Origin of the sequence: Chryseobacterium sp. D764, assembly GCF_019317325.1 — a bacterium.
Taxonomy (GTDB): domain Bacteria; phylum Bacteroidota; class Bacteroidia; order Flavobacteriales; family Weeksellaceae; genus Chryseobacterium.
In genome coordinates this window covers 3,468,566-3,494,090 of record NZ_CP079219.1, presented here as the reverse complement: position 1 = coordinate 3,494,090, position 25,525 = coordinate 3,468,566, and the positions used below count along the sequence as shown (strand labels likewise).

Genomic DNA, 25,525 nt, shown 5'->3' with positions numbered 1-25,525 from the left:
CTTTAACTGTTATATACAATCATCATCAGGAATGAAAAAGTCACCTTCATTCTCTAAAATCGGGATATAAAGTCTCTCCCATTTCTTACCTTTCACCATATCCCAGCTGTGTCCGGCACCTTTAAGATCTTCAGCTAAAAGGATGATTCCTGGTTTAATAATAAATGTAGTACCATCTGTTACTTTAAATCTTATATTCCCTTTGATGGTAATAACATATTGCCTTCTGGGTGCTGGATGATCATTTTTTTCCCATTCTTCAGTTTCATTACTCATCCAGAAAACCGATGCATTGATATGTTTAAGGGTGGGCATTTTACCTTTCTCAAAAGTACATGAGCCATCAGGATTATTAATCAGTCTTATGGCTGGAATGAATCCTGTCAATGTTTCCAGAGCTACACTTATATTTTTATGATTTTCATGCTGTCCATTCATCATTCTGTTATACTTTAAGGCTAAAAGGCTTATATAAATTTAATTCTTATTTTCGAATTGCAGGACTATTTTAAAAGAAAAAGAGCAGCCAAATCTGACTGCTCTTTTTATCTTTACGCTTTCAACCATTCTGAGGAAGAAAGATAATTCTGATCAGGATAATAGATGAACAGACAGTTTTTTCCTTTAATCGTATTGATTATAGATTGTGTCAGCTCTCTTGGGACAGCAGGGCATCCCCAGCTTCTTCCGATTCTTTTGTGCATTGCCGCAAATGCATCACTTACATAATCCGCACCATGCATTACAATTGCTCTTCTGTATGCAGCATCATTAAAGCCCTTATCCATTCCCAATAACTTCAGAGAATATCCGTTGTCCCCCTGATAGGTTGCATCCGTAATATAAAATCCCATGCTGCTCTGCAGCGAACTTTCCCTGTTAGAAAAATTCGTCGCAAATTCTTCGCCTGTATTTTTTCCGTGTGCCACTAAAGAGTTGAACAGAACTTTCTTGTCTTCCAGGTCAATGATCCAAAGTCTTTTTGTGTTAGAAGACATAGAAAAATCGCAGATAGTCAATAAATGCGAGTCTTGGGTAAGCAATCCTGCTTTTTTTAAATTTTCATAACCCGTCAATGCTTTTGAGAACACTTCATAATTCAATTCGTGTTCAGGGTCAAATGCAATAGATTGGTATAATGCTTCTGATGAAGATACGGCTGTTGTGCTCTTCTCAGATTTCGTTTCAGCTACTTTTTCAGTTTTCGTTGTTTTTACATTCTCACTTTTCGCCGCTAGTCTTGGGGAAATGTAGAATGAAGTCGTCACCATGTAAACAAGGCCTAATACGCTATAAAATCCTTTCATTCAATACTATATAAATCCAAATTAGTGGGGCAAAATTATAAAAACATAATTACCAAGGGGTTATAACTCTAAAAAGTTTAACGCTATTTAAGAAACTTTAACGTCCTGATTCTGTGAATTAAAGCACTTATTTTTGAGAATTCGAAATACATCAAGGCTCATAAACACTCAAGGTTTCCTTCCATTGGAAAGTCAGAAACCTATCTGATGATAGATTTCTTCAAGTCTTTTCCAATAATCTCTATTTACCTGTTCATATATTGGATAAATACATTTGATAGCAAGAATATCCAGCTCACTTCGGGATTCCATCCAGTTCATAATATTTTTAACTAATCTTTTTTCTTCAAAGCCAGCCCATTCGCCAGCCGGATTCAGCAGATTAGAAAAAAGAACGGGAAAAATTTCATATTGATCTATCTTTTTAATCTTTTCAAAACTAAAAGGACTTTTAAGAAAAATTCCGGTCATATACTGAAATTGCCATTCCTGAAGTTCTGTATCCAGATATAAATCAGAAAGCGCCAGCCATACAAGTTTACGTTCCTCAAACAACTCCGGTTCTTTCATTTCATGTTTACTTCTTAGAATCAGCTACAAACTCAAGGCTTACGGAATTCATACAGTATCTTAATCCTGTAGGTTTTGGACCGTCATCGAAAACGTGTCCCAGATGGGAATCGCATCTTTTACAAAGCACTTCTACCCGATCCATTCCATAAGACTGATCTCTTATATAATAGACTCCTTCTTTATCAGCTTCAAAAAAACTTGGCCAGCCGCAGCTGCTGGAAAATTTTGATGTAGAACGGAACAGGTGATTTCCACAAACGGCACAATAATATTCTCCTATCTCATCAAATTCGTTATATTTTCCTGTAAAAGCTCTTTCTGTTGCTGCTTCCCTGGCAATTGCATATAAATCCGGCGCAAGGATTTTTTTCCATTCTTCGTTGGAAATATTAAGTTTTGCAGTATCAGTTCTGGAATAGTATGGATTGTTTTTTGCTTCTGTATTTTCCATAGAAGAGGTTTTAATAGGTTCATATTTCTGCGTACAAGACTGCAGAAAAAATAATAAGGTGATTGAAACTAAAAATTTCATCGTAAATTTCATTCTTTAACCCCAAAAGTTTTGAGGTTTAAAAGCTTTTATCAAGATTAAACGGTTTCATAACCAAATTTAGTAAATTTGAGAATATGAATGACGAAGCAAAAAGAAAACAACTGAGAAAATATAAAGCATTTGCTACAGGATTATTCGTTCTGATGGCTGTTATTTTCATTGTTACCACTATTTTACAGAAGTCTAATAACTCTCATTGGATCGGTTATGTGCGGGCCTTTGCTGAAGCTGCTATGGTAGGAGCTCTTGCTGACTGGTTTGCTGTAACCGCATTATTCCGCCATCCGCTCGGGCTTCCGATCCCTCATACCAATCTGATTGAAAACAGTAAACAAAGACTTGGAGACAACCTTGGGAGTTTTGTAGTGGGGAACTTTCTTTCTCCTCAGAATATACGTCCTTACATCCAAAAGCTTAAAGTTTCCAATTTTGTCGGAGAATGGCTGGCAAAGGAAAAAAGTCAGGAAATTTTGATTAGAAATCTTTCAGATATTGTTCTTGATATTCTCAATAAACTGGATAACTCCACAGTAAGCCAGTTTATCAGCAAAAAGGTGTCTGAGATGACAGACGATATCAAACTTAATAAAGTAGTTGGAAACGGGATAGGGTATATTCTGGAAAAAAATGATCATCAGAGAATCATCACCAATCTTTCAAAACAAATCAAAGAATATATCATTGAAAATGATGAAATGATCCAGGAACGTGTAAAAAAAGGCAGTTATTCATTCATTCCATCTTTTGTAGATAATAAAATTGCGGATAAAATTACCGACGGACTTTCTGATTTTTTTAAAGAAATAGAAGAAGATCCTCAGCATGAAGTAAGAGGATTGATTACACAGAAAATTCATGAATTCTCCGTTGATCTGAAAGAGGATCCGAAATGGGATGAAGAATTTAAAACCATCAAAAACGGACTCCTGAAAAATGATAAACTGGATGAGTATTCCAATGACATCTGGGTTTCTATCAAAAAAACACTGATGAAAGAGCTTCAGGAAGAGCATTCTGCATTGAAAAACTATCTTTCTAAAAACCTGAATGAATTTGCACAGAATTTAAAGACAGATGAAAACCTTCAGAACAAAATTGACCATTGGGTTCGGGTAACGGCCTATAAATATATTCTGAAAAACACCCACCAATTCGGGAACCTCATCAGTACAACTGTTGGAAACTGGCAGGGAAAAGAGCTTAGTGAAAAATTGGAACTGGAAGTGGGAAAAGACCTACAGTTTATCCGGGTCAACGGAACACTGGTTGGCGGCCTGGTCGGGCTTATTATCTACACCATCACCCATTTCTTCCTCTAAAAAACTAGTGACTACCCGCCATGAAAAAAATATTTATTTTATTATTTTCTTTAACCCTCTCATTTTTTCTCTGCCAAAAAGTTGAATTAAAGAAAGTAACCGATTCTTCACAGATTTTCAAAGGAGAAATTGCAGGAGTTCCCATTACTATGCAGCTTCATTTCGCAGGAATTGCAGATTGCAGTCTCTACCAGTATTTTGTAGACGGATGGTATTATTACGATAAGTATCAGAAGAAAATTCCGCTAACGGGGGTTTATGATTATGGTAAACTCTCATTATATAACTTTGGTGCTCAGCAAAAAATAAATTCCAAAATATTTAAAGAAAAGATCACGTCACCACAAACGGTAGAAAAAACAAATGAAATAGCACAGTTACTGACTCCCAAAGAATATATTAGCTTTAATCAGGACGAAACTAAAGAAAATACAATTCAGGGAAATATTTATCTGGATAAAAAAACTTATCCTGCCAGACTTTTTACCAGTAATGATATGATTTACCGCTACAACAACTATCTAATCTTACCTAATAATAAAAAAATCAATACATTCGACTTTATCAATCAATATGGAGGAAATGAACTGATTTCCTATACATCGGGAGAAAACAGGAACCGGGTATTGCTGTATTTCGAACATTCTTCGAATCTTAATGCATGTGGAAGATGTGGTGCCAGCGAAGGCGAAAAAGGATACCGGGTTCTTTACTTCACAAAAGACTGGAATTATAAAAATTATGAGAAATTTCTGATAGAAAGTTGTCTGGATAATATTTATGACGTTACCAAAACTAAGTCCAAGGACAGAAAAACGATACAATATAAAATAGGTAAATCTGATACAGCGCCTGCTTATACTCTTACCATAGATTTAGAAAATGCATCAGTCATAAAGTCAAAATAAAAAAGAGAGTTATCTAAACTCTCTTTCTATTTTTATCTTGGTAATCGGCTTGCTCTTTTCAAAAGCTCCTGATTGATTTCGTTGATCAGTTCCGGGCCTTCATAAATAAAGCCTGTATACAGCTGAACCAGTGTAGCTCCTGCATCCAGCTTCTCCATAGCATCTTTTGCAGAATGTATTCCACCTACTCCAATGATTGGGAATGCTCTGTTACTTTTATCAGAAAGGTACTTGATCATTTTTGTACTTCTTTCACGGATAGGTTTTCCGCTTAATCCTCCATTTCCTATCTGTTCTAAAACTTCCGGAGAGGTTTTCAAACCTTCCCTGTTCACTGATGTATTGGAAACTACAATACCATCAATCTTTGTTTCCGCAATCAGTTCAATGATTTCGTCTAATTGATTGTTATTAAGATCCGGAGCAATTTTCAGTAAGATGGGTTTCTGTACAGATTTTGACAGATTTATTTTCTTCACTTCTGTGATCAGCTCTCTCAGATATTCTACATCTTCAAGTTTGGCGTGGCTTCCTACATTCGGACAGCTTACGTTGAGTACAAAGTAGTCTACATGAGGATGAAGACCTTCAAAACAGTCCAGATAATCCTGAGTATAGTTTTCCGGGCTTGTATCTGTATTTTTTCCGATGTTTCCCCCGATAATTACTTTTCCTTTGTTGGATTTCAGTTCTTCAATCGCTGCTTCAAGACCATCGTTATTGAACCCCATCCTGTTGATGATTCCTCCATCTTCTATCAAACGGAATAATCTTTTTCTTGGATTTCCGGCCTGTGCCCTTGGTGTTACCGTTCCAATTTCTACAAATCCAAACCCCAAGTCTCCCAATTCGTTGAACAACACTGCATTTTTATCAAAACCAGCTGCCAATCCAACAGGATTTTTGAATTTTAATCCGAAAACTTCTCTTTCCAGACGTTTGTCTTCAATAGGTTTTGGGAAAAATAGTTTGGTAAGAAATCCCAAATTCTTAAGCATTGAAAATGTAAAGTGATGAACATCTTCAGGATCAAATTTAAAAAGAATTGGACGAATGAGCGATTTGTACATTGAAAAAAAGTTTTACAAAAATACTCATTTTAAAATTAATGTTCGGTTAACCTATGATATTTTATCAAAATGTTTGATATATAAGATCTATAAGCCGGAAAACAATCTGTGTACTCTCAAAATGAGTAAGATATTTTAACGCTATGATCGCAAAATACTTCGACTATCCTGAAAACATTTCGGTTCGCAAAGGTGTTTCACTAAGCGAAGTATGCGCTATTAGCTTTTGCTGAACGAAGTGCCTCAGCGGTCGAAAAGTATCCATTTAAATACACTCTTAGTGAACATTGCGTTAAAAAATATTCACAAATAACTTAAGAATAGGAACTCAGATCAAAGTTCAGAATATCCCCTATTCTTTTGAACTCTTCATCTATAGTTGCATTTACTGTAATTCTTTCGTTAGAAACAGGATGATTAAAAATCAGTTGATGGGCGTGAAGCGTCATTTTGTTGATCTCAAATGTTTGAAGCCACAACTTATTTTGTTTATTGCAGCCATGTTTTCTGCAACCTAAAATAGGATGAAGAATATGTTTAAAATGTTTTCTCAACTGATGAAATCTTCCTGTTTCAGGAATTGCTTCTACCAAACAATATCTCGAAGTCTGATGTTTTAAAAAAGGCAAATCTATTTCTGAAGTCTGCAGACGGCGATAGTATGTAACGGCATTTTGTGTGACTTCATTTTCATTAACTAAATCATAATCAATTGTTTCTTCTTCTTTTGCCCAACCCCGAAGAATTGCCAGATATTTCTTCTCCACTTCGCGTGATGCAAACTGTTCGCTCATGATTCTAAGAGTATCTTTATCTAAAGTAAACAACAGAACACCTGACGTTTTTCGGTCTAACCGGTGTACAGGATACACTTTTTGTCCAATCTGTTTCTTCAACTCCTGAATAGCATAAGTATCTGCTTCTCCCGCATAGAAAGATTTATGAACCAATAATCCGCTGGGTTTGTTGATGGCAATAATATGCTCGTCTCGATAAAGAATTTCTAACATGGTGCAAAAGTAGAAATTTTCAACCGATTTAGCCCTGATTGAGCGGTATGTTTGAGCTCTTTTCTGGTTTTAGGCGGCGGCTTCGCCGCCGCCTAAAACCAGAAAAAGCGAGTAGCAAAAGCAGGTTCCCGGCTCCTTTATCAAACTTCAAATAAAAGGTTTATATTAGTAAAAGGTTTTACCTTAATTTAAAAAAATGACAGATTATTTTGGTTTTTTTGTAAAATTGATCGTGATCGCTGTTATAATAACGATTGCTACAATTCTTTTCGTGCCCTTAAAAAAATACAGAATAGCAAAGATATTACTGTTTATTTTGGCTGGTGTTTTATTTATCATTGGCGTGGGAGGATGCTTCTTAATGACAATCTCTAATGTAGGATCTTACAGGTATTAATATTTTCCCAATAAAAAACATTATTTTTGCACATCAGATGTAAAAATTATGGCAAAGCAAGAAGATGTTTTCAAGAAAGTGATTTCTCACGCTAAAGAATATGGTTTTATTTTCCCATCGAGTGAGATCTATGATGGTTTATCCGCTGTGTATGATTATGGACAGAACGGGGCCGAACTAAAAAATAATATCAAACAATACTGGTGGAAAGCTATGGTACAGCTTAACGAGAATATTGTGGGTATTGACTCGGCAATTTTGATGCACCCAACCACATGGAAAGCATCAGGCCACGTAGACGCTTTCAACGATCCATTGATTGATAATAAAGATTCTAAGAAACGTTTCAGAGCAGACGTTTTGGTGGAAGACTACTGCGCTAAAATTGAAGACAAAGAGAACAAAGAAATTGAAAAAGCGGCGAAAAGATTCGGGGATGCTTTTGATAAAGATCAGTTTGTTGCCACAAATCCAAAAATTCTGGAATACAGAGCAAAGAGAGAAGCTATTCTTTCAAGACTGGCGAAATCTCTGGAAAATGAAGATCTTGCTGATGTAAAATCTTTAATTGAAGAGCTTGAAATTGCAGATCCTGATACCGGTTCTAAAAACTGGACAGAAGTAAGACAGTTCAACCTGATGTTCGGAACAAAGCTGGGAGCTTCTGCAGACAGTGCAATGGATCTTTACCTTAGACCGGAAACGGCTCAGGGTATTTTCGTTAACTTCTTAAACGTACAAAAAACTTCACGTCATAAACTTCCTTTCGGTATTGCACAGATTGGTAAGGCATTCAGAAACGAGATTGTTGCAAGACAGTTTATCTTCAGAATGCGTGAATTCGAACAGATGGAAATGCAGTTCTTCGTTGCTCCGGGAACAGAACTTGAGTTCTATGAGAAGTGGAAGCAGAAACGTCTGAACTGGCACTTGGCTCTAGGTCTAGGAAATGATAATTACAGATTCCATGATCATGAGAAATTGGCTCACTATGCGAATGCTGCTGCTGATATTGAATTTAACTTCCCATTCGGGTTTAAAGAACTGGAAGGTATTCACTCAAGAACAGATTTCGACTTAAAGGCACATGAAACATTCTCAGGAAGAAAGCTTCAGTTCTTTGATCCTGAAAGAAACGAAAACTATGTTCCTTATGTAGTGGAAACTTCAGTAGGTTTAGACAGATTATTCCTTTCTATATTCTCTCACTGCTTAAAAGATGAAGTATTGGAAGATGGTTCAGAAAGAACAGTTTTATCTTTACCTCCGGCATTGGCACCAATTAAAGCAGCCATCCTTCCTTTGATGAAGAAAGACGGTTTAGCAGAGTATGCAGAAAATATCTTCAATGATCTGAAATATGATTTCAATCTGTTCTACGAAGAAAAAGATGCCATCGGAAAGCGTTACAGAAGACAGGATGCTATCGGTACTCCATACTGTATCACTATTGACCACGACTCTCTTACTGATCATACAGTAACCATAAGAGACAGAGATACTATGCAGCAGGAAAGAGTTCCTGTTTCAGATTTGAGACGAATCATTGATGAAAAAACGAACTTCAGAAATTTACTTTCTCAATTATAATAAAAAAAGCCCTGTTCTCAGGGCTTTTTTATTTTTATCAACATATGGGTTAATTTATTACTTTTATCCCTCAAATTTTAACCATGAAAAAAATAACACTCATAGTGTTTGGACTGATCCAGACATTTGCATTTTCCCAAACCCAGGATCTGACAACACTTGCCGCTGGGGATCACGTGGGAATGAATGCTTTATTCGATGATAAAGACAATCTTTACGGTTACGTTTCTCTATATTCTTACGGAAAATCCGGTGATAAGACCAAAAAGTTTGAGTATGTGATATTAGATAAAAACCTCAACCCTGTTGCCAATAAAGAATTTGAAGGTGATATCACTGCTGCCTCTTATTTAGGATATGTTGATTTTAAAGGGCAGATTATCTTAAAGCCCTCAATGATGGATTATTCTCTGGTAAAAAGCCGAGAAGTATTTACTCCTGTTTCTATGGTGATTGACCCTAAAACAAATTCTATTACCAGAAAAATCTATTATGACTATCTGGAAAACGGTACTTTCAAAGAAATCAACGAACCGAAGAGCTGGAAAGAACAGCGTAAGGAAAATCGTGATGAGAAAAAAGATAAAGGATACAACTATGTTTCTGCCGTAGGTGAGCTGAAAGAAGGCGGTTACTTTGCCGTGGAGTATAAAGATTACGGAAAGTATGAAAATAACAACAGCCTCATGAGATTTGATGAAAACAAAAAGGAGGTTTGGAAATATAAATACAATACTGACGGAAGCAAGAAAATTTATTCTACTTTATCTGTTCTGGAAAGAGATGAAAATTATATGTACTGCATCATGAAGAAAGTGAATGAAAAGCAGAAATCATTCAGTCTCCTGGTTCTTGATATGAAAACCGGAAAAGAAACATCCAACAAGCCGGTAACCGGATTATCTGATGATACCATAGACAATATTGAATCCTTCTACTCCAATTACAGAAAGATTGATAATGATAAAAATTTCGATGATAAAGTAGTTCTGCTGGGAAGAAACTATGATGATTCTGAGTCAGTAGGATTTGCAAGAATGCTGGTAGACAAAAAAAACTTTACTGCAGATACCAAAACAATCAATTATGAGCCGAATATCTCAGCTTTCCTTCCAAAACTCAATAGAAATGGTATGGTAGAAAGTGGTTACATGCTTCAGACCAAAGACATGTACTTCATGAACGATGGAAGTGTAGGTATTTTATCCGAAAAATATAAACCTGCCGGACAATATAATGCTCCCAAAACAACAGACCTTGTTTACATATACACAGATAAAGATTTCAAAGTAAAAAATGTACAGGTCTTTGAAAAAGAAAAATCTAAATGGGTAAACAGTGATTATCTCTTTTCACAATACCTCAACGGTGGAAAAGACGTGGTATTTTTCTACCGCGACTATCAGAAAGATGAAGTAACAAAGCAGAAAAGATGGAATTTATTCATCAATACCATTATTGACGGAAAATTCAAACAGGAGATCATTCCTATTTCCGAAAAAGACAATTATGCAGTAACACCCTATGTAGGAAAAGAGGGGTATATCCTTCTTCGGGAGTATAACGAAAAAGAAAAATTCAATAAGATCCGTTTGGAGAAATTAAATTACTAGTATAAAATAAGAACCCTGATGAGTCATCAGGGTTCTTATTTTTAAGTTTTGGCTAAAGCCAGTGGAATTTTTATTATTTAAAAAACAGGCTAAAGTCCATTCCTATTGATATCCCCAATACTTATATCAAGATCAGTTTGCTTTCACTATCTTTTCATTGGTCTGGTAAAAGTCTGCAATATTTTTAATTTCATCCAAACTTAAGTTCCACATAAAGTTCAGGAACTGCTGATAGCTTTCACTTTGATTTTTAGGTTCTATCCTATCCAGATACCGGTTCAGATTATAGCTTTTTCTGGCTTCATATATCTTGGAAAAACATCTTCCCAGCCAGCTTTTATAATATTTTTCTTCCTCTTCATCCTGCAGAAACTGCATGGCAGCATAAATTCCCTGCCCATAATCTTCTGAGTGGAAATAGTTGGGCAAAATTTCCATTCTTGCTGTTTTCTTTAATGTTACAAACAGATCTGAAGGTTTTTCCGGAGCAATTGAACTTTTAAGTTCAGCAAATGTTTTTTTAAGCATCTCAATTCTTCTGGACACTTCAGGGTGCGATGCGAGGGAATCCTTGTTCAGCTTTTCTTTGTAGAAATTATAATTGTACAGGGAAAAATCTTCCTTCTTCATCCACTTTTCATTAAAGGCCTGCTTTGGAAGATTAAAAAGCTTTTTATACGTTTCCATTTTCAGCTCTCTTGGCGAAATAGTATCAAAATCCTGCAGTCTTTGAAGTGCATTTACAAATTCAGACTTCTTAAAATCACTGTTTTTAAAAATAACATAACCCAAAGAATCCGCCTGCATTTCGCTTTGTCTTTTTTCCACCCCTTTTTTATACACTGTATTTTTAAAGATATCGAAAGCTTTCTGGTTCTGGCTCTGGCTTCGGCTGGTGGTAGTTGATTTTATATTCTCAACCAATACTTTATCCAATTTATCCTGTTCGATAATTTTTACAAAGGTTTTCAGGGAATGTTCTTCTATTTTATGACCCAGTTCATGGGAGATCACAGCTGCAATTTGCTCTTCATTATTAAGCCAGCTGTAAAGCCCCATATTGATAACAAAAGTTCCGTCAGCAAGACAGTAAGCATTGGGAGTATTATCTTTTGCGATCAGAATTTTCAGGTCCTGAGGAATTTTAGGATTATTCTTTTTAAGACGTTGGATCATAGACTGTATGCTGGTTTCAAATTCCGATTTAAAGATAAAATCCTTATTCTTCACCTGCTTTTGAAAGTCTGTTCCGAATTCTTTATAGATTTTGGATAATTCAGAGCCTGTTTTACCGGAATACTGCGATTTTAATTTCTTCACAGTCGCTTCATTATTTCCTTCAAAACTCATTAAAAATGCTTTCCTCTGTATATAATCTGCGGTATCTATCGGTTTATAAATCTGAGCCATTCCCATGATTGAAAATAGGAAGTACCCCAATACAATAAGTTTTCTGGTCATAGTTTTCATCAATAAGAACAAAAATAACTTATTTGATGATTCATTTTAATTTTTATAGCCAAATTATTCTAAATTTGTTAGAGACCCATTCGTGAAAAAATGAGAATACTAAAGTATATGATAGGTGGAGCGGTAGCTGGTGCTGCAGCGGCTTATTTTCTGGGATATGATTATTTATTTAGTGGTATTTCAAAAACTTATCTTAAAGGAAAATCAAGTGCATATATTGATGACGGAAATCTTTTCCCGAGCAATCCTATTGCTACAGAAGAACCTGAACTCTGGGAAGAAGATCCGAATTACAACAAAAAAGATTTACCTAAACATTTAGTTGAAAATTTAAAACACTCCAAAACCGCTGCTTTTGTTGTAATACGGAATGGAAAAATTCTTCATGAGCAATATTGGGATGGTTATAATCAGCTTTCACAAACCAATTCTTTTTCGATGGCAAAAGCAGTGACTGTCATGTTGTTGGGAAAAGCGTTGGAAGAAGGTATTATTCCTACTATTGATGAAAAGTTCTCTGATTTCTATCCGGAATTTAAAAATAAACCATTCGGAAATGAGGTTACCCTTAAAAACCTCGCTCAAATGGAATCCGGGCTGTACTGGGATGAAAATTACAATAATCCGTTTCTTCCCAATGCCAAAGCTTATTATGGAAAAAGCCTTGTAAAAGCTGTATTCTCAAGAAAATTTAAAGAAGAACCGGGAACAAGATTCGAATATCAAAGCGGTTCTACCCAACTTCTTGGTTTTGCCCTCCGGAAAGCTCTGAACCAACCATTAGCGAGCTATTTATCAGAAAAATTCTGGATTCCTTTGGGAATGGAACAGAATGCGAAATGGAGTACAGACGATTATGGTATGGAAAAAACGTATTGCTGCATTCATTCCAATGCAAGAGATTTTGCTAAGCTGGGACAGCTCTTTCTGAATGATGGAAAAGCCGGGGATCAGCAGATTCTTAACGCTGACTTCATTGAACAGATGAGAACTCCGACTGAAAAGTCTGAAGGTATTTATGGAATGGGACTGTGGATCAATCATGACAACCCCATCAAACATTATTATTTCCTGGGATTACAGGGACAGTATATTATTATGGTTCCGGAGCACAATATCGTTATTGTAAAAACCGGGAGCTACTCCAACAACCCTAAAAATGACAGAGGAAGACCTGATCAGGTAAAATTCTTTGTGAACGAAATTGTACAATTATTCCAATAAACACTATGGATAAACACAGCGTAAAAGTTGATGAATACATTGAAAAATCTCCGGATTTTGCAAAACCTATCTTACATTATCTCCGTGAAACGATTCACGAAGTCTGCCCCGATGCAGAAGAAGCGATCAAATGGAAGTTTCCTACGTTCATGTATAAAGGTAAAATTCTTTGTTCCATTACCGCTTTCAAGCAATACTGCAGTCTCGGATTCTGGCTGCATCAGGAGATGAAAACACTAAAGGAGATAGAAACAACAGCTGAAAGAAGCTCAATGTTCAGCTTAGGAAAAGTAACAGGAATTGAAGATCTTCCTTCCAAACCTCAGCTGAAAAAAGCAATTAAAGAAGCCATGGAACTTACGGATATGGGTGTTACTATGAAGAAAGCCCCGCCCTCCAAAACAGAAATGGAAGTTCCTGATTATTTTCAGTCTGCATTACATGCTCATTCAAAAGCCTCTGATATTTTTGAAAAGGCTTCACCATCCTTCAGAAAAGAATATATTGCGTGGGTAACAGAAGCAAAAACCGAAGCAACCCGGAATAAAAGATTGGAACAGTCTTTGGAGTGGATAGCGGAGGGTAAAAGCCGTAACTGGAAATACCAAAAAAAATAAAACACAAAAACACAATGAAGAAAAAAATTATTCTCTTTTTCTTCCTTATTATTTCGATTTCTGCATTCCCTCAGGCATTTGATTTTGAGGGACAGTACAAATATGCCCGTACTCTTTCATCCAAGAATCCGGACAGTTCGGAAATCGTTTTGAATAGGATTATAGATTCAGCACAGAAAAAAAATCTCCCTGAATTTCTTGCAAAAGCCTATTATTTGAAATCCTTCAACAGCTATTTACAATCTGATGCTGAGAAAAGTCTTGATTTTGCAGATAAGGCCCTTAAAATATCTACCAAAAGCAATTATAATATTGGGAAAGCACTTGCATACAGAATGCAGGGAACTCAATATGCAAAGCTTGGGCTGCTCAAAGAATCTTCTACAAGCCTCCAAAACGCCCTCTCTGAAGTAAAACACAATAATACGGAAGAAGGACATGAGCTGAAAGGGATGATCTTTAATTCTTTTTTGATCCTTCTTAATAGGAATCAATATAAAGAGAAAGAGTATTACTCTAAAAGTGCCATTCAGGAATTTCAGAAGCTTAAAAATGTAACCAGACGAAATGAACTTTTGATCTCCGCTTATACCAATATGGGGTATAATTTATCTGAAGTAAAAAAATTTAAGGAAGCAAAATATTATTTCGGACAGGCGCTTTCTTTGGTGGGGGAAAACAATTATTATCTCCGGGCAAACATCCTTAATGATATCGGATTTTTGTTTTCAGGACAAAATAAGCCGGACAGTGCGGTGCTTTATTATAAGAAATCTCTGGCAATTGCAGATCAGTATGGTTTCAATGAAAAAAAGATTGAGATTACTAAAAATCTTGAAGAAGCATATGCTTTGCTTCACGACGATTCCAACACGGAGAAATATAAAATTGAAAATCTTAAATTAAAAGACAGCATCGCTTACAACAAAGCAATGGCCGTCAATAACACATTATCCAAAAAAGAAGAAAATTTTCATCAGCAGCTCAATGAAAGCCACTCTACTTCAAAAGGGCTTATCATAGCCTGCCTTTCTTTGGTGATTATTTTAGGAGCTGTTATTTTCAATACTATCCGTCTTCGTAAAAAGCATAAAGAAGCTGTTGCCAAAATTTACAAAGAAGGTATTTCTCCAGTTGTTTATGAAGAAGATCCCCAGGAAGTATCTGAGGATATTCAGACAAAAAACTCCCCTACTCCGACAGAAATAAAAATTTCGCCTGAAGTAGAGGAAAACATATTACACGGACTAAAAATATTTGAGGAAAGTCTTGAGTTTAACAACAAGAACATTTCTCGTTATAATCTTGCAAACACACTGAATATCAATACAAAATATCTATCAGCAGTTATCAAAAAACATAAGAAATTTAATTTCAATCAATATATCAATCATCTGAGGATCAATTATATTGTCAATCAATTAAAAAATGAACCGCAGTACAGAAAGTACAAGATTAATCACCTTTCTGAAATCACGGGTTATTCTTCTCACAGCGCTTTTTCTCTTGAATTTAAGAAGATCACAGGGCTGCATCCGTCTGCGTTTATCAAAACACTGGATGAAATCTCCTGATTACTGTTCCGCTATTGTAAGATTATTATAGCCGCCGGTATTATTTAATGAAAAATTGGCGACGATTGAATTATTTAAATTAAACCAGATGTAAGGCATCAGTCTCTGCCCTGCTGTCATGTAAAATGAGGCGGTACAGTTACTTCCTGCATCAATATTTCCTACACTGTTTGAGGACATGGTATTGACACATTTTACCGTATTTACAATATTGGTGACGGCTAATCCCGTTGTATTATCATAAAGCTGCCAGATCGCTTCTATCTGAATAGGATTTAAAGGATCCGTAGTATAATTAATTGCTAATGGGGCAAGATCTGTTGTGAAAGAAGCTACATAAATTCCGTTGCGGGGTGCGGTAAAGATACCAGTAGCAGCATTGAAATTTGTACCGGAATTACTTTCAAAAGTTTTACTCCAGTCTACAAGATAATTACTTGCCCTGTTCTGTAAACCTGCAGTTATTGTTGGAATAGACGGAGTTGCCAGCTTTACATTATTATTGGTTTTGGCTGCAATAACGATTACTTTATTATTTGTGGGCTGTGCTGTGAGCAAAGGAAGCCATTCATTTCCATTAGAATATTCCACTCCGCTGTTATAACGTATGGCTCCTTCATCGGCTGCAAGTGCAGTTAGTGAAGAAGTTCCAAAGCCAATAGCTCCATTTCCGGAATTCCTGGCGTCAACTTTTGCAACCGGGATGAGCGTTCCCGCTCCTATTTTTCCGGCGCTGCTCACAAGAATATCATTACTCTGCTGAGCCGGAGTAAATGTCGATCCTGAAACAGGATTATCTTTTTGTCCGTCAATATGCAGAATACCTTGTGGATTTGGAGTATTGATTCCAACCTGTGAAAATACACAGTGGAAGCTTAAAGTCATTACAATCAGTAAACAATTTTTTTTCATCATCTGTCTTTTTATAATCCGAAAATACTTAAAGAAGTAAGTGTAGCATCAGTATCCAAAGTTTTTGAACTTCCCAGTTTCTGATTCAGGCTTACCGTAATATTGTCCCCCTGGTTCAGGTTAAAAATTCCTGAACAGTTTCCCGCAACACGGTTTCCAATGGTATTGGTTCCGGGATAACTTCCTACACATTTGAACACTTTATTGGTGGTGGAAGATGTTGAATTGGTCTGAATCAAAGTCTCATACCTTGAATCATTTGCAATACTTCCGGATGTTAAGGAAAAGGTAAAGGATACAATATACACTCCTGTTTTTGAGGCGGTAAAGGCTCCCGTACCGGCATTAAAGCTGCTATTCACATCCGTTTTTTTAGTCCAGCCGGTAACAGCAGCCTGCACTCCGTCAGCAAAGCTTTGTACCGAAGAGTTTTCTGCATCTACAAAATCATTGGACGTTTTATGGGCCAGTGTGATCCATGAGGTTCCGTTAGAATAGCTCAGATCCTGTGTTCCTGAGTTATACCTCAGCGCTCCGGCCTTAGCGGCAGAAGCAGACTGTGAAGTTCCTCCAATTCCTATTGCATTTAAACGTTCATTTGATCTAAGGTCCAGTCTTGTTTTTGGGGATTTTGTTCCTGCTCCTACATTTCCGGCGGGAGTAATAACTACATCATCATAATAACTGGAAGGTATTGAAGCGTTTGTGTTTTTCTGTCCATCTATGTGTACCGCTCCTTCCGGGGCAGACATATTGATTCCTACCTGAGCCTGCATCCACATGCCGTAACCAATAAATAAAGCCAGTATTAATTTTTTTCTCATATCAAGTGTGTTATTGTTCTAAAATAGAAAGATTTACAAAGCCATAATCATTGCTTGCAGAAGTTAGATCTGTTCTAAGGCTTAGATTACCATTATAAACAGACTGGTAGATATAGGGCTGAAGTGTATCGCCTTTATTCAGTTGAACTCCGGCCACACAAGAACCTGCAACCTGTGCCTGTTTTGAAATATTGGAGAAAGATTTCACGCATTTTTTAACAGTACTGTTTCCGTTCACTACATATCTCGCTTCCGAAAAATAGCCTGAGACTATAGGGATTCTCACAAAATCATAGGTAAAAGAAACAAGATATACTCCGGTTCTTGGCGCTGTAAAAACACCTGTTCCGGGAGTAAAGTTTGCTGTAGGATCAGAAATTTCTGTCCATCCGGCAATGCCTGTAGAAACCTGATAAGGAATTTTAACGGCAAAATTCGCTGCCTGAAGATTGGCTACCACGACAGCTTTGGTGGGAGAAGAAATAAGATCCTGCCATACAATGCCATCTGAGTACTGCATTTTTCCGCCATTCAGCGGATTATATCTTACAGCGCCTCCACCTGCTGATGAAGCTGGCTGGCTGGTCTCTCCTATTCCGATTGAATTATCTGTGTTAGCTGCAGACCGTGTATCTATCTTAACAGCAGGAGATAATGTTCCAATTCCTATTTCTCCTGTAGAAGTTATGACAACATCATTAGCAGCCTTTGTGTTGGAAGGAACTCCGGATAGGGGATTATCTTTTGCCCCATCCACATGAAAAGCGGTTTGAGGGTTTGAGGTATTAATACCAACTTGTGCTTTTGAATGACTTATGGTAAAGCAAAAGGAAATCAGTATTCCCTTCATCCAAATACTTAGATTCTTCATTTAATTTGTGGTTTTAAAACGTGTACAATTCTCGGCCAAAGATAAATGTAAAAGCACATCACCTACAATAGCCGCTTTTAAACCACAAACACATAAAACACTGAAAACAAGACAAGTAAACACTTATTTCACATTATCAAAATACGGAATTTTACTATTTAAAATAAAACCATCACTCTGTTTTATGAGAAATTTTTAAATAATTTCTACTTTTTAAAGAAAAATATTATTGTGAGGCGTCATTAGAAAAAAGACTGAAGGTCATGAATAAGTTCGTTATAGGATATTTTTTCTCCGGATTTCAATATTTTACCTGTCCCGAGTTCTTCAATAATGATGTCATAATGATTGCTTTTAGAATAGTGATATGTTGAAATATAGATAATGATATTTCCTTTTTGCAATCCTAAAGCTGTAGTATCTCCATCCCAATAATCAACAAACTCATATCCAAAAAAATTTTCCCGGGATAATTGCTTTAATGAATTATTGGTTTCAGTTGTTTTATTTTTCATTCAGTAAGAATGGCTAAAATAAACAGAATTTTTGAACCAGGAATAGCTTTAATGAAACCTGAAGTTGGCTTCCGGCAGTGTATTTTTTTTCAGGAAAGCTTCATATTCCGGAGACAGTTTTGCACGTCCAAAGGTGTTTTCACCACTCATGCTTCCAAGACGGACTTTATCCTTCCCATATTTTCTATTCATAGCATCCATAGCTTTCATCACGGGAAGATGCTGGTTTTGTATATCTTCTTCAAAAAGACTGATTTGTCTCTGATCTTCGGGGACAAAATCGTTCACTATCACTCCTGCTCTTTTATAATGAAACCCGTCTCTGTAAATGGCTTCAAAAAGTTCATTCACCACTCTTCCTAATAAGATTGATGAATTCGTAGGATTGGAAAGAATCCGGGTCATTGCATTTCTGTATTCAGGAAGATCTTTCCTAAAGCGGTTGGTCTGTACAAAAACAGTAATCATTTTACAACAGGTATTCTGCTTTCTTAGTCTTTCTGAACAGTACATTCCAAAAGTTTCTACCCTTTCTCTTACTTCTTCTTTTTTCGTAAGCATCTGCATAAAGCTTCGGGTAACAGCAATAGATTTTTTAGGAGAAGGAGCGTCCAGTTCCAGCTGACGAATTCCCTTCAGTTCATTGATCATCCTTACTCCATGAATTCCCATAATCTTCCGAACCCATATTTCAGGTTTCTGAAGAAGATCCCAGGCTTTATGAACACCACAGTCATTCATTTTGACGGCCAGCCTTCTTCCGATTCCCCACACGTCTCCGATATTAAGCCACTTCAGTGCCTTTTCAATTTTTTCAGGAGTATCCATAATATAAACTCCATTAAAATTATCCGGAAATTCTTTTACGATTCTGTTCGCAACTTTGCATAAAGTCTTAGTGGGAGCAATTCCGATACTTACAGGAATATTTTCTTTCTCATCAATTTCTTTTTTGATTTTAGAACAATATTCATACATATCGATATATTTAAATCCTGTTAAATCAAGAAAAAGCTCATCAATACTGTAGACTTCATAATCAAGAACATAGGACTTGGCAATATTGATCACCTGCTGGCTTTTATAATTATACAATTCAAATTTTGCAGAAAAACTTTTCACATCATGTTTTTGAAAAAGCTCCTTGTATTTGAATGCCGGAGCTGCCATAGGAATTCCCAGATCTTTTGCTTCTTTACTTCTGGATACAACACACCCGTCGTTGTTGGAAAGAACCACAACGGGTTTGCCCTCAAGATCAGGATCTAAAGTCCTTTCACAGGAAACAAAAAAATTGTTACAGTCTACCAGAGCGTACATGACAATTGTATAGTAAATATCTATACAAAATTAGAGCTTTTAAAGAATAAAATAATCTTTTACACTATAATTAACATCATATTTAACAACCTGAAAAACAAATGGATAAAATTTTTAAATACGACATGTTTTGTCGTATTAGTGCTTTAATTTTGTTTTCAAAAACATTATTATTCAATAACCATCGTACAGATTAAATCATTTTTAACCGCTCTTCTTCAAGATCAATCTGATAAAGCTGATGACGAATAATACTTTCATCAATAGAAACATCTTTATTGAGCTCTGCAAGAAACTGTCTCTGGCTTTCCAGCATCTCAAAAAAGATATCTTTTGTTTTTTCATTCATCCATTCGGTATCATTGACCTCTATTTTTTCTTCCCAGTGTTTCAGCATCCGTTCTAATCCGGCATGACTGTTCAGTTCGTTTTCATGCTTACTTTTAAGAAAATGATAGATGTGCTGCTTCAGCTTATGTTTTATTTCTTCCCTGACCTGTTTATCTTTTTCTTCATCAGTAAAATCATCAAACACATGTCCATATTTAATAATATACGGCAGTGTAAGGCCCTGTACCAGTAATGTAAGCAAGATCACAACAAAAGTAATAAACAGGATAAGGTTTCTGTTGGGGAATGGAAGTCCGTTTTCAAGAGTGATAGGAATTGCCAATGCAGCAGCTAATGAAACAACTCCTCTCATACCTGTCCATCCAAGCATAAGAGGCATCAGAAACCGCCTTTTTGCAGAAGATGCCCGCGGTGCCACACTTGGCCGAAAAATCAAAGTGGCCAGCATTGCAGCGTATGCACTTATTATTCTGGCAGCAATCAGAATGGCTGTTATCAAAACGCCATATTGGATAGCAATTTTCAAAGGAATTCCTTCTGACCGTAATCCACCCACGATTTCGGGAAGCTCCAGTCCTATAATTAAGAATACAATACCATTCAGGATAAATACAAAACTTTCCCACACACTATATCCTCTTATACGACTGCTGCTGTTTAAAAATATCATCCTTTTAGCTGACATATAGAGACCTCCACAGACAACTGCTAAAACTCCGGAACAGTGAAACTGCTCGGCCACCCAATACATGAGATAAGGTTCAATAAGTGTGAGTGCAATATCAGATGAAGGTTCTGTAGGAAGACGTTTATGAGCCTGAACAAAAATCCAGGCCAGCAGCAAACCAATTCCCGCTCCTCCTATAATCATCCATAAAAAGTCTAAGGAAGCTTCCTGCCATACAAATTGTCCGGTTCCTACAGCAATCAAAGCAAAACGGAATATAATCAATGAGGACGCATCATTCAGCAAGCTTTCTCCTTCCAGAATAGCGGATGTAGTAGTTGGTATTTTTACAAATTTCATAATGGCACCTGTACTTACCGCATCAGGAGGAGACACTATTCCACCTAGCAGAAATCCTAAAGCAATAGTAAATCCCGGAATAAAATAATTAGCTGTTACAGCTACCGCCAATGCTGTAAAAAAAACAACCAGAAAAGCAAAACTCCCGATAATACGCCACCATCTTTTCATCTCTTTAAAAGAAATAGACCATGCTGCTTCAAATAATAAAGGAGGTAAAAAAATAAAAAATATAAGATCCGGATTGATCTTTACAACCGGCAAACCGGGTATAAAAGAAACAAAAAGCCCAAATACAACAAGTAAAATAGGATAAGCAATTTTTAATCTGGCAGCCCACATATTGAGTAATACAATAGCCGCTACCATAGCAAGTAAAAAGGGTAAGATGGTATGCATTTGAAATTGTGTTTTTTATGCACCATATTTACTAATTCTATTTGATTTTTAAAAATTTAAAAACAATTTTTTCTTATTTTTTTTATACTTAAAAGATGACTGTAATCTTTTTTACTTCAGGTAAAATGTTATAGAAATTTAAATAAAACACGTCAAGTTCCGTCGCTTCCGCGCTATACCTTCGTCCTATAACAAAATAAGAAATATGGACAAAGTAACCTTAGAACGAATTCAGAAGCTTCACCCAATGGTAAGAGATGAAGTAAAGCAGATTATACAAGAATGTGATGAAGCACTTACCGGAAAAGCCAAGATACGAATCACTCAGGGATTAAGATCTTTTGAAGAGCAGGAAAAGCTTTATGCGATCGGAAGAATTACCTCAGGAAAAAAAGTGACCAATGCTAAGGCAGGACAAAGCATCCACAATTATGGTCTGGCCGTAGATATCTGCCTGATAATTGGCGGAAAAACGGCAAGCTGGGATACGGCAAAAGACTGGGATAATGATAAAGTTGCTGATTGGTATGAGTGTGTGAAAATCTTTGCTCGCCATGGCTGGGACTGGGGTGGAAACTGGAAAACCTTCAAGGATCTTCCCCATTTCGAGAAAAAGAATATTCCCTCTAAAAAAGGTCCTGTAAAAACCAGCTGGAGAACGCTCTTGAAGATGCCTAGAGATAAGCAGAATTATGTTGTTTTTTAATTCTTATTGATTTAAAATTTAAAAAACACAGGCATCATAACTCTCTGGTTTAAAGTCCTCTTTTTTGATAAAATCATTTAAAATTATTTATAATACGACAAGTTCTGTCGCTTCCTCCGTCTATATTTGCTTATAAGAAAACACCAAAAAAGCAATCCTTATAATAAGCTGAAACCAATAGATATTTTTCGGAAATCTATTGGTTTTACTTGTCTAAAGCTGCTAAATGTTTCTTAAAAAAATGAAAAAAATAACATGAAAAAGACAACCATTCTTTCTTTGGACGGGGGCGGAATACGAGGAATCATCACCTGTATTATTCTGCGCTACATAGAAGAACAGCTCCAGTATTATGATAAACCCACAGCAAAGCTTGGAGATTATTTTGATCTGGTGGCAGGCAGCAGTACCGGAGGTCTGATTGCTTCTATTATTCTATGTCCCGACGAAACCCGAAAAGCAAAATATTCTATTCAGAAAGGACTAGAATTATATGCGGAAAAGGGCGGCGATATCTTCCAGGTTTCCTTTTGGGAAAAACTGGTTAATCCATTCGGATTATTGAATGAAAAAATTCCACAGGAATCACTTGAAAGGAATTTAAATGACTTTTTTGGAAATTTAGAACTAAAAGAATTAATAAAACCATGTTTAATAACAAGTTATGATATTGAGAACAGAAGGGCAAAGCTTTTCAACTCATGGAAAGCCAACCTCAGCACAGATAACTTCTATGTAAAAGATATCTGTAGGGCGACTTCGGCTGCTCCTACCTATTTTAGTCCGGTGCAGATCAAATCTATGTATGGACAGATCTTCAGCCTGATTGATGGAGGGATGTTTGCCAATAATCCTGCCCTTTGTGCTTATGCAGAAGCAAGAAAAATTCCTTTTGCAGAGGTTTTAAAAAACCATCAGAAAGCCAACCAACCGGGTGTAAATGATATGATTATTGTTTCTATCGGAACAGGAATTGAAGCCAGACCTTATTCTTTTAAAAGGCTTCAAAAATCAGGAAAAATTGGCTGGGTAAGCCCGATTATTGATATTTTAATGTCTGCCAATGCAGAAACAGTAGATTATCAGCTGGAACAGATGTTTCAGACCCTTGGTTTGAGAAATCAGAAAAACTATTACCGTCTGAATCCTTCACTGAAAAACGCTTCTCCTGCAATGGATAACGTAAGAAGGTCTAATATTGAAAATCTGATACAGGCCGGGCTGAGTTATATTGATGACAACAGAGAAACTTTGAATCAGATTGTTCAAAAACTCATCAAAAACAAAATATAAGCTTTGAACCTTATAATGACCCAATATAAGCTTTGAAGATTATATTTAAAAATTAGAAAATATTTTTTAAACACGTCAAGTTTTGTCGTTTCGCCCCACTACCTTTGAAGTATCAGAAAGACACAAAATAACAATCCATAAAAACTTTTAAAAAGCCTTTGAATTCAACATCCACTTATGCTGAACAGCCTGAAATATGTTCAAAATATAACCAACACATTAGAACACAAAACATGGAAACACCAGATCATAAAACAGATATACTCTTCGATGAAGATCTCTATACCATAGAATGGAGCGATATCGAAAATGCTGAGATAGATTATGAAAACTATCTCAACACTATTGAAAACTTCTTCAGAGAAGATTTTGAAGAAGGTATACTTGAAGAAGATACTTTTTAAATAAAATAAAACACGACAAGTTCTGACGCTGTCCAGCACTACTTTTAATTCTCATTAATACGCGCACAGCAATCTCATTAAACATTCTCAACATCTTTGAATTCACCATTCACAAAATGCTGGACAGCCAGAACTATGTCTGAAAATATAGTATAAAAGCGGAGTCTGTTTCACTAAAAACAGAATATAACAATCAATTTATTAACCAACAAATCACACATCGTTTTATGAAAACAAAAGAAGAATTAAAAAAATATTTCGAAAACGGAGACATTCCAGTGCAAGAAGAATTCTGGGAATGGCAAAACTCTTATTGGCATAAAGACGAGAAAATCGACATGAGAAAAGTCTCGGGACTTGAAAATGGTACATACAATATCCTTTATGCTGACATGGATAAAGATAAAAATGCTTCAATGGGCTTTTTTTTAAAAAGAAAAGTAATCATACCATCCGGAGCTTTAAGAATCCCTAATTATTTTACAATGGGCGCCATAATAACAGAGATACAAATACCAGAAGGAATTATAAGTATTGGTGAGAACGCTTTTTCAGGTTCACAAATTACTTCCATTACCATCCCTGACAGTGTCACTGAAATTCAGAACCTGGCATTTGCGGGCAACAAAATAACCTCCCTCCGGCTTCCTGAAAATCTATCCGTGATTGGCTATGGTGCATTTGCGGGCAATGAACTTACAGACCTTATCATTTCCCAGAATCTTAAAATTATTGAAAAATCCTTATTCAGCTCTAATAAACTTACTTCCGTAACCCTACCTGATGGTGTTACAGAAATCAGAGAGTATGCATTCGGAAACAACCTTCTTATGGCGGTACAAATCCCCAACAGTGTTCTCAATATTGAGTCGGGAGCATTTTCAGGCAACAAACTGACAGAAGTAATATTAGGAGAAAACACAAAGTATCACATGTATTCTTTTGATCCTGAAGTTACAGTAACCGGAGGACAACTTATCAATTAAATTTTAAACAAATGAAAACAAAAGAAGAATTGAAACTCTATTTCGAGAATGGAGATATCCCAAAGCAAGAAGATTTTTGGGAATGGCAGGATGCCTATTGGCATAAGAGTGAAAGGCTAAACAACTCCTCATTGGATTTAATAATTTACGACGATTTCTCTTACTCTCCCACAGATAATACAGAGATTACCGGTACAGAATCTACAATAGTTTTTCCCGAAGGAGTCAAAATCATTGGAGGTTTTTCCTTTTCAATGCCCATCAAACGTATATCAAAAATTGTATTTCCAAAATCTCTGGAAAGAATAAGAACAAGGGCATTCAATGCACAATATCTGAAAGGGACTTTGACCATTCCCGGATCTTGTAAGATCGTAGAATCATATGCTTTCGCAAGTGGGGTTGCCAGTGTATCAAAACTTGTATTGGAGAATGGCATTGAAACTATTGAAGACGGAGCATTTCAATTATCAGGAAGTCCTATAACATTTTTAGACATTCCCAATTCGGTAAAGTTTGTAGGAAAAAATGCATTTGCTATTTCCTCTCTTCAGACCGTTGCAAAACCCGTGGGATTGGATATTACCGAAGCAGGTATTCCGGCAACAGCAACTATTCTGGACAGGTTCACAGAATAATGATGTAATTCCAGCAATACTTTCTCAAAAAAGCCATTGTTTAAACTTATCAAT

Annotated in this window: 25 protein-coding genes; 12 read left to right on the top strand and 13 right to left on the bottom strand. The window is 36.2% G+C overall.

Annotated features, from left to right (window positions below; genetic code table 11):
* Nucleotides 1-9 precede the first annotated feature (9 nt).
* From KYG33_RS15890 to msrB, 4 genes are all read right to left on the bottom strand, one after another.
* Nucleotides 10-441 (bottom strand): hypothetical protein, encoded by a 432-nt coding sequence (locus tag KYG33_RS15890; RefSeq protein ID WP_257468809.1) that lies wholly within the window; start codon nt 439-441, stop codon nt 10-12.
* Nucleotides 442-551: 110 nt separating this feature from the next.
* Entirely contained in the window at nt 552-1,307 is a 756-nt protein-coding gene (locus KYG33_RS15885) for a murein L,D-transpeptidase catalytic domain family protein (protein WP_077413424.1), read from the bottom strand.
* Nucleotides 1,308-1,499: 192 nt separating this feature from the next.
* A complete protein-coding gene (locus tag KYG33_RS15880) occupies nt 1,500-1,877 on the bottom strand; it encodes a hypothetical protein (protein ID WP_077413423.1) in 378 nt (125 codons plus the stop codon).
* A 7-nt stretch (nt 1,878-1,884) separates the two neighbouring features.
* Entirely contained in the window at nt 1,885-2,412 is a 528-nt protein-coding gene (msrB, locus tag KYG33_RS15875; protein WP_077413676.1) for a peptide-methionine (R)-S-oxide reductase MsrB, read from the bottom strand.
* A gap of 95 nt (nt 2,413-2,507) precedes the next feature.
* On the opposite strand from msrB, the gene KYG33_RS15870 reads away from it, so the two are divergent.
* Together KYG33_RS15870 and KYG33_RS15865 are read left to right on the top strand one after the other, a co-directional pair.
* The gene (locus KYG33_RS15870; RefSeq protein ID WP_077413422.1) at nt 2,508-3,752 is read left to right on the top strand and encodes a DUF445 domain-containing protein; all 1,245 of its coding nucleotides are present in this window, start codon (nt 2,508-2,510) and stop codon (nt 3,750-3,752) included.
* 20 nt (nt 3,753-3,772) lie between these two features.
* On the top strand, nt 3,773-4,660 hold the full coding sequence (locus KYG33_RS15865; protein ID WP_219072054.1) for a hypothetical protein: 888 nt from the start codon (nt 3,773-3,775) through the stop codon (nt 4,658-4,660).
* 32 nt (nt 4,661-4,692) lie between these two features.
* On the opposite strand, the gene KYG33_RS15860 is transcribed toward KYG33_RS15865, so the two are convergent.
* Together KYG33_RS15860 and KYG33_RS15855 are read right to left on the bottom strand one after the other, a co-directional pair.
* Nucleotides 4,693-5,730, bottom strand: a complete 1,038-nt coding sequence (locus KYG33_RS15860; protein WP_219072053.1) for a quinone-dependent dihydroorotate dehydrogenase — start codon at nt 5,728-5,730, stop codon at nt 4,693-4,695.
* Nucleotides 5,731-6,044: 314 nt separating this feature from the next.
* Nucleotides 6,045-6,740 (bottom strand): pseudouridine synthase, encoded by a 696-nt coding sequence (locus KYG33_RS15855; RefSeq protein WP_180564956.1) that lies wholly within the window; start codon nt 6,738-6,740, stop codon nt 6,045-6,047.
* Between the two features lie 445 nt (nt 6,741-7,185).
* Between KYG33_RS15855 and KYG33_RS15850 the strand changes: the two genes are divergently transcribed.
* Together KYG33_RS15850 and KYG33_RS15845 are read left to right on the top strand one after the other, a co-directional pair.
* Nucleotides 7,186-8,727 carry a glycine--tRNA ligase gene (locus tag KYG33_RS15850; protein ID WP_077413418.1) on the top strand — a complete coding sequence of 514 codons (1,542 nt, stop codon included), beginning with the start codon at nt 7,186-7,188 and terminating at the stop codon, nt 8,725-8,727.
* 83 nt (nt 8,728-8,810) lie between these two features.
* On the top strand, nt 8,811-10,340 hold the full coding sequence (locus KYG33_RS15845) for a hypothetical protein (protein WP_219072052.1): 1,530 nt from the start codon (nt 8,811-8,813) through the stop codon (nt 10,338-10,340).
* Nucleotides 10,341-10,472: 132 nt separating this feature from the next.
* Here KYG33_RS15845 and KYG33_RS15840 read toward each other — a convergent pair whose 3' ends face one another.
* Nucleotides 10,473-11,801, bottom strand: a complete 1,329-nt coding sequence (locus KYG33_RS15840; protein ID WP_257468808.1) for a M48 family metalloprotease — start codon at nt 11,799-11,801, stop codon at nt 10,473-10,475.
* Between the two features lie 99 nt (nt 11,802-11,900).
* Here KYG33_RS15840 and KYG33_RS15835 point away from each other — a divergent pair, with 99 nt between their 5' ends.
* Genes KYG33_RS15835 through KYG33_RS15825 form a run of 3 tightly spaced genes read left to right on the top strand, consistent with a single transcriptional unit; the run spans nt 11,901 to nt 15,225 of the window.
* Entirely contained in the window at nt 11,901-13,034 is a 1,134-nt protein-coding gene (locus tag KYG33_RS15835; protein WP_219072050.1) for a serine hydrolase domain-containing protein, read from the top strand.
* Nucleotides 13,035-13,039: 5 nt separating this feature from the next.
* Entirely contained in the window at nt 13,040-13,651 is a 612-nt protein-coding gene (locus tag KYG33_RS15830) for a YdeI/OmpD-associated family protein (protein ID WP_180564952.1), read from the top strand.
* A 14-nt stretch (nt 13,652-13,665) separates the two neighbouring features.
* Nucleotides 13,666-15,225: a tetratricopeptide repeat protein gene (locus KYG33_RS15825; protein ID WP_180564951.1), complete on the top strand. Its 1,560-nt coding sequence runs from the start codon at nt 13,666-13,668 to the stop codon at nt 15,223-15,225.
* Here KYG33_RS15825 and KYG33_RS15820 read toward each other — a convergent pair whose 3' ends face one another.
* The 6 genes from KYG33_RS15820 to KYG33_RS15795 form a co-directional block, all read right to left on the bottom strand.
* Nucleotides 15,226-16,140, bottom strand: a complete 915-nt coding sequence (locus KYG33_RS15820; RefSeq protein WP_219072049.1) for a hypothetical protein — start codon at nt 16,138-16,140, stop codon at nt 15,226-15,228. It lies immediately after the preceding gene.
* An 8-nt stretch (nt 16,141-16,148) separates the two neighbouring features.
* On the bottom strand, nt 16,149-16,961 hold the full coding sequence (locus KYG33_RS15815) for a hypothetical protein (RefSeq protein WP_219072048.1): 813 nt from the start codon (nt 16,959-16,961) through the stop codon (nt 16,149-16,151).
* A gap of 10 nt (nt 16,962-16,971) precedes the next feature.
* Nucleotides 16,972-17,832: a complement C1q domain-containing protein gene (locus KYG33_RS15810; RefSeq protein WP_219072047.1), complete on the bottom strand. Its 861-nt coding sequence runs from the start codon at nt 17,830-17,832 to the stop codon at nt 16,972-16,974.
* Nucleotides 17,833-18,074: 242 nt separating this feature from the next.
* The gene (locus KYG33_RS15805; protein ID WP_219072046.1) at nt 18,075-18,347 is read right to left on the bottom strand and encodes a hypothetical protein; all 273 of its coding nucleotides are present in this window, start codon (nt 18,345-18,347) and stop codon (nt 18,075-18,077) included.
* A 48-nt stretch (nt 18,348-18,395) separates the two neighbouring features.
* Nucleotides 18,396-19,667, bottom strand: a complete 1,272-nt coding sequence (locus tag KYG33_RS15800; RefSeq protein ID WP_077413408.1) for a Y-family DNA polymerase — start codon at nt 19,665-19,667, stop codon at nt 18,396-18,398.
* Between the two features lie 193 nt (nt 19,668-19,860).
* On the bottom strand, nt 19,861-21,444 hold the full coding sequence (locus tag KYG33_RS15795) for a Na+/H+ antiporter (protein ID WP_077413407.1): 1,584 nt from the start codon (nt 21,442-21,444) through the stop codon (nt 19,861-19,863).
* A gap of 205 nt (nt 21,445-21,649) precedes the next feature.
* Here KYG33_RS15795 and KYG33_RS15790 point away from each other — a divergent pair, with 205 nt between their 5' ends.
* From KYG33_RS15790 to KYG33_RS15770, 5 genes are all read left to right on the top strand, one after another.
* Entirely contained in the window at nt 21,650-22,150 is a 501-nt protein-coding gene (locus KYG33_RS15790) for a M15 family metallopeptidase (RefSeq protein WP_180564948.1), read from the top strand.
* Between the two features lie 255 nt (nt 22,151-22,405).
* Entirely contained in the window at nt 22,406-23,443 is a 1,038-nt protein-coding gene (locus KYG33_RS15785) for a patatin-like phospholipase family protein (RefSeq protein WP_047380237.1), read from the top strand.
* 233 nt (nt 23,444-23,676) lie between these two features.
* Complete coding sequence (locus KYG33_RS15780; RefSeq protein ID WP_175627173.1) at nt 23,677-23,847, top strand: hypothetical protein; 171 nt, start codon at nt 23,677-23,679, stop codon at nt 23,845-23,847.
* 227 nt (nt 23,848-24,074) lie between these two features.
* Complete coding sequence (locus KYG33_RS15775) at nt 24,075-24,833, top strand: leucine-rich repeat domain-containing protein (protein WP_219072045.1); 759 nt, start codon at nt 24,075-24,077, stop codon at nt 24,831-24,833.
* A gap of 11 nt (nt 24,834-24,844) precedes the next feature.
* The gene (locus KYG33_RS15770; protein ID WP_180564946.1) at nt 24,845-25,471 is read left to right on the top strand and encodes a leucine-rich repeat domain-containing protein; all 627 of its coding nucleotides are present in this window, start codon (nt 24,845-24,847) and stop codon (nt 25,469-25,471) included.
* The last annotated feature ends 54 nt before the right edge of the window (nt 25,472-25,525 follow it).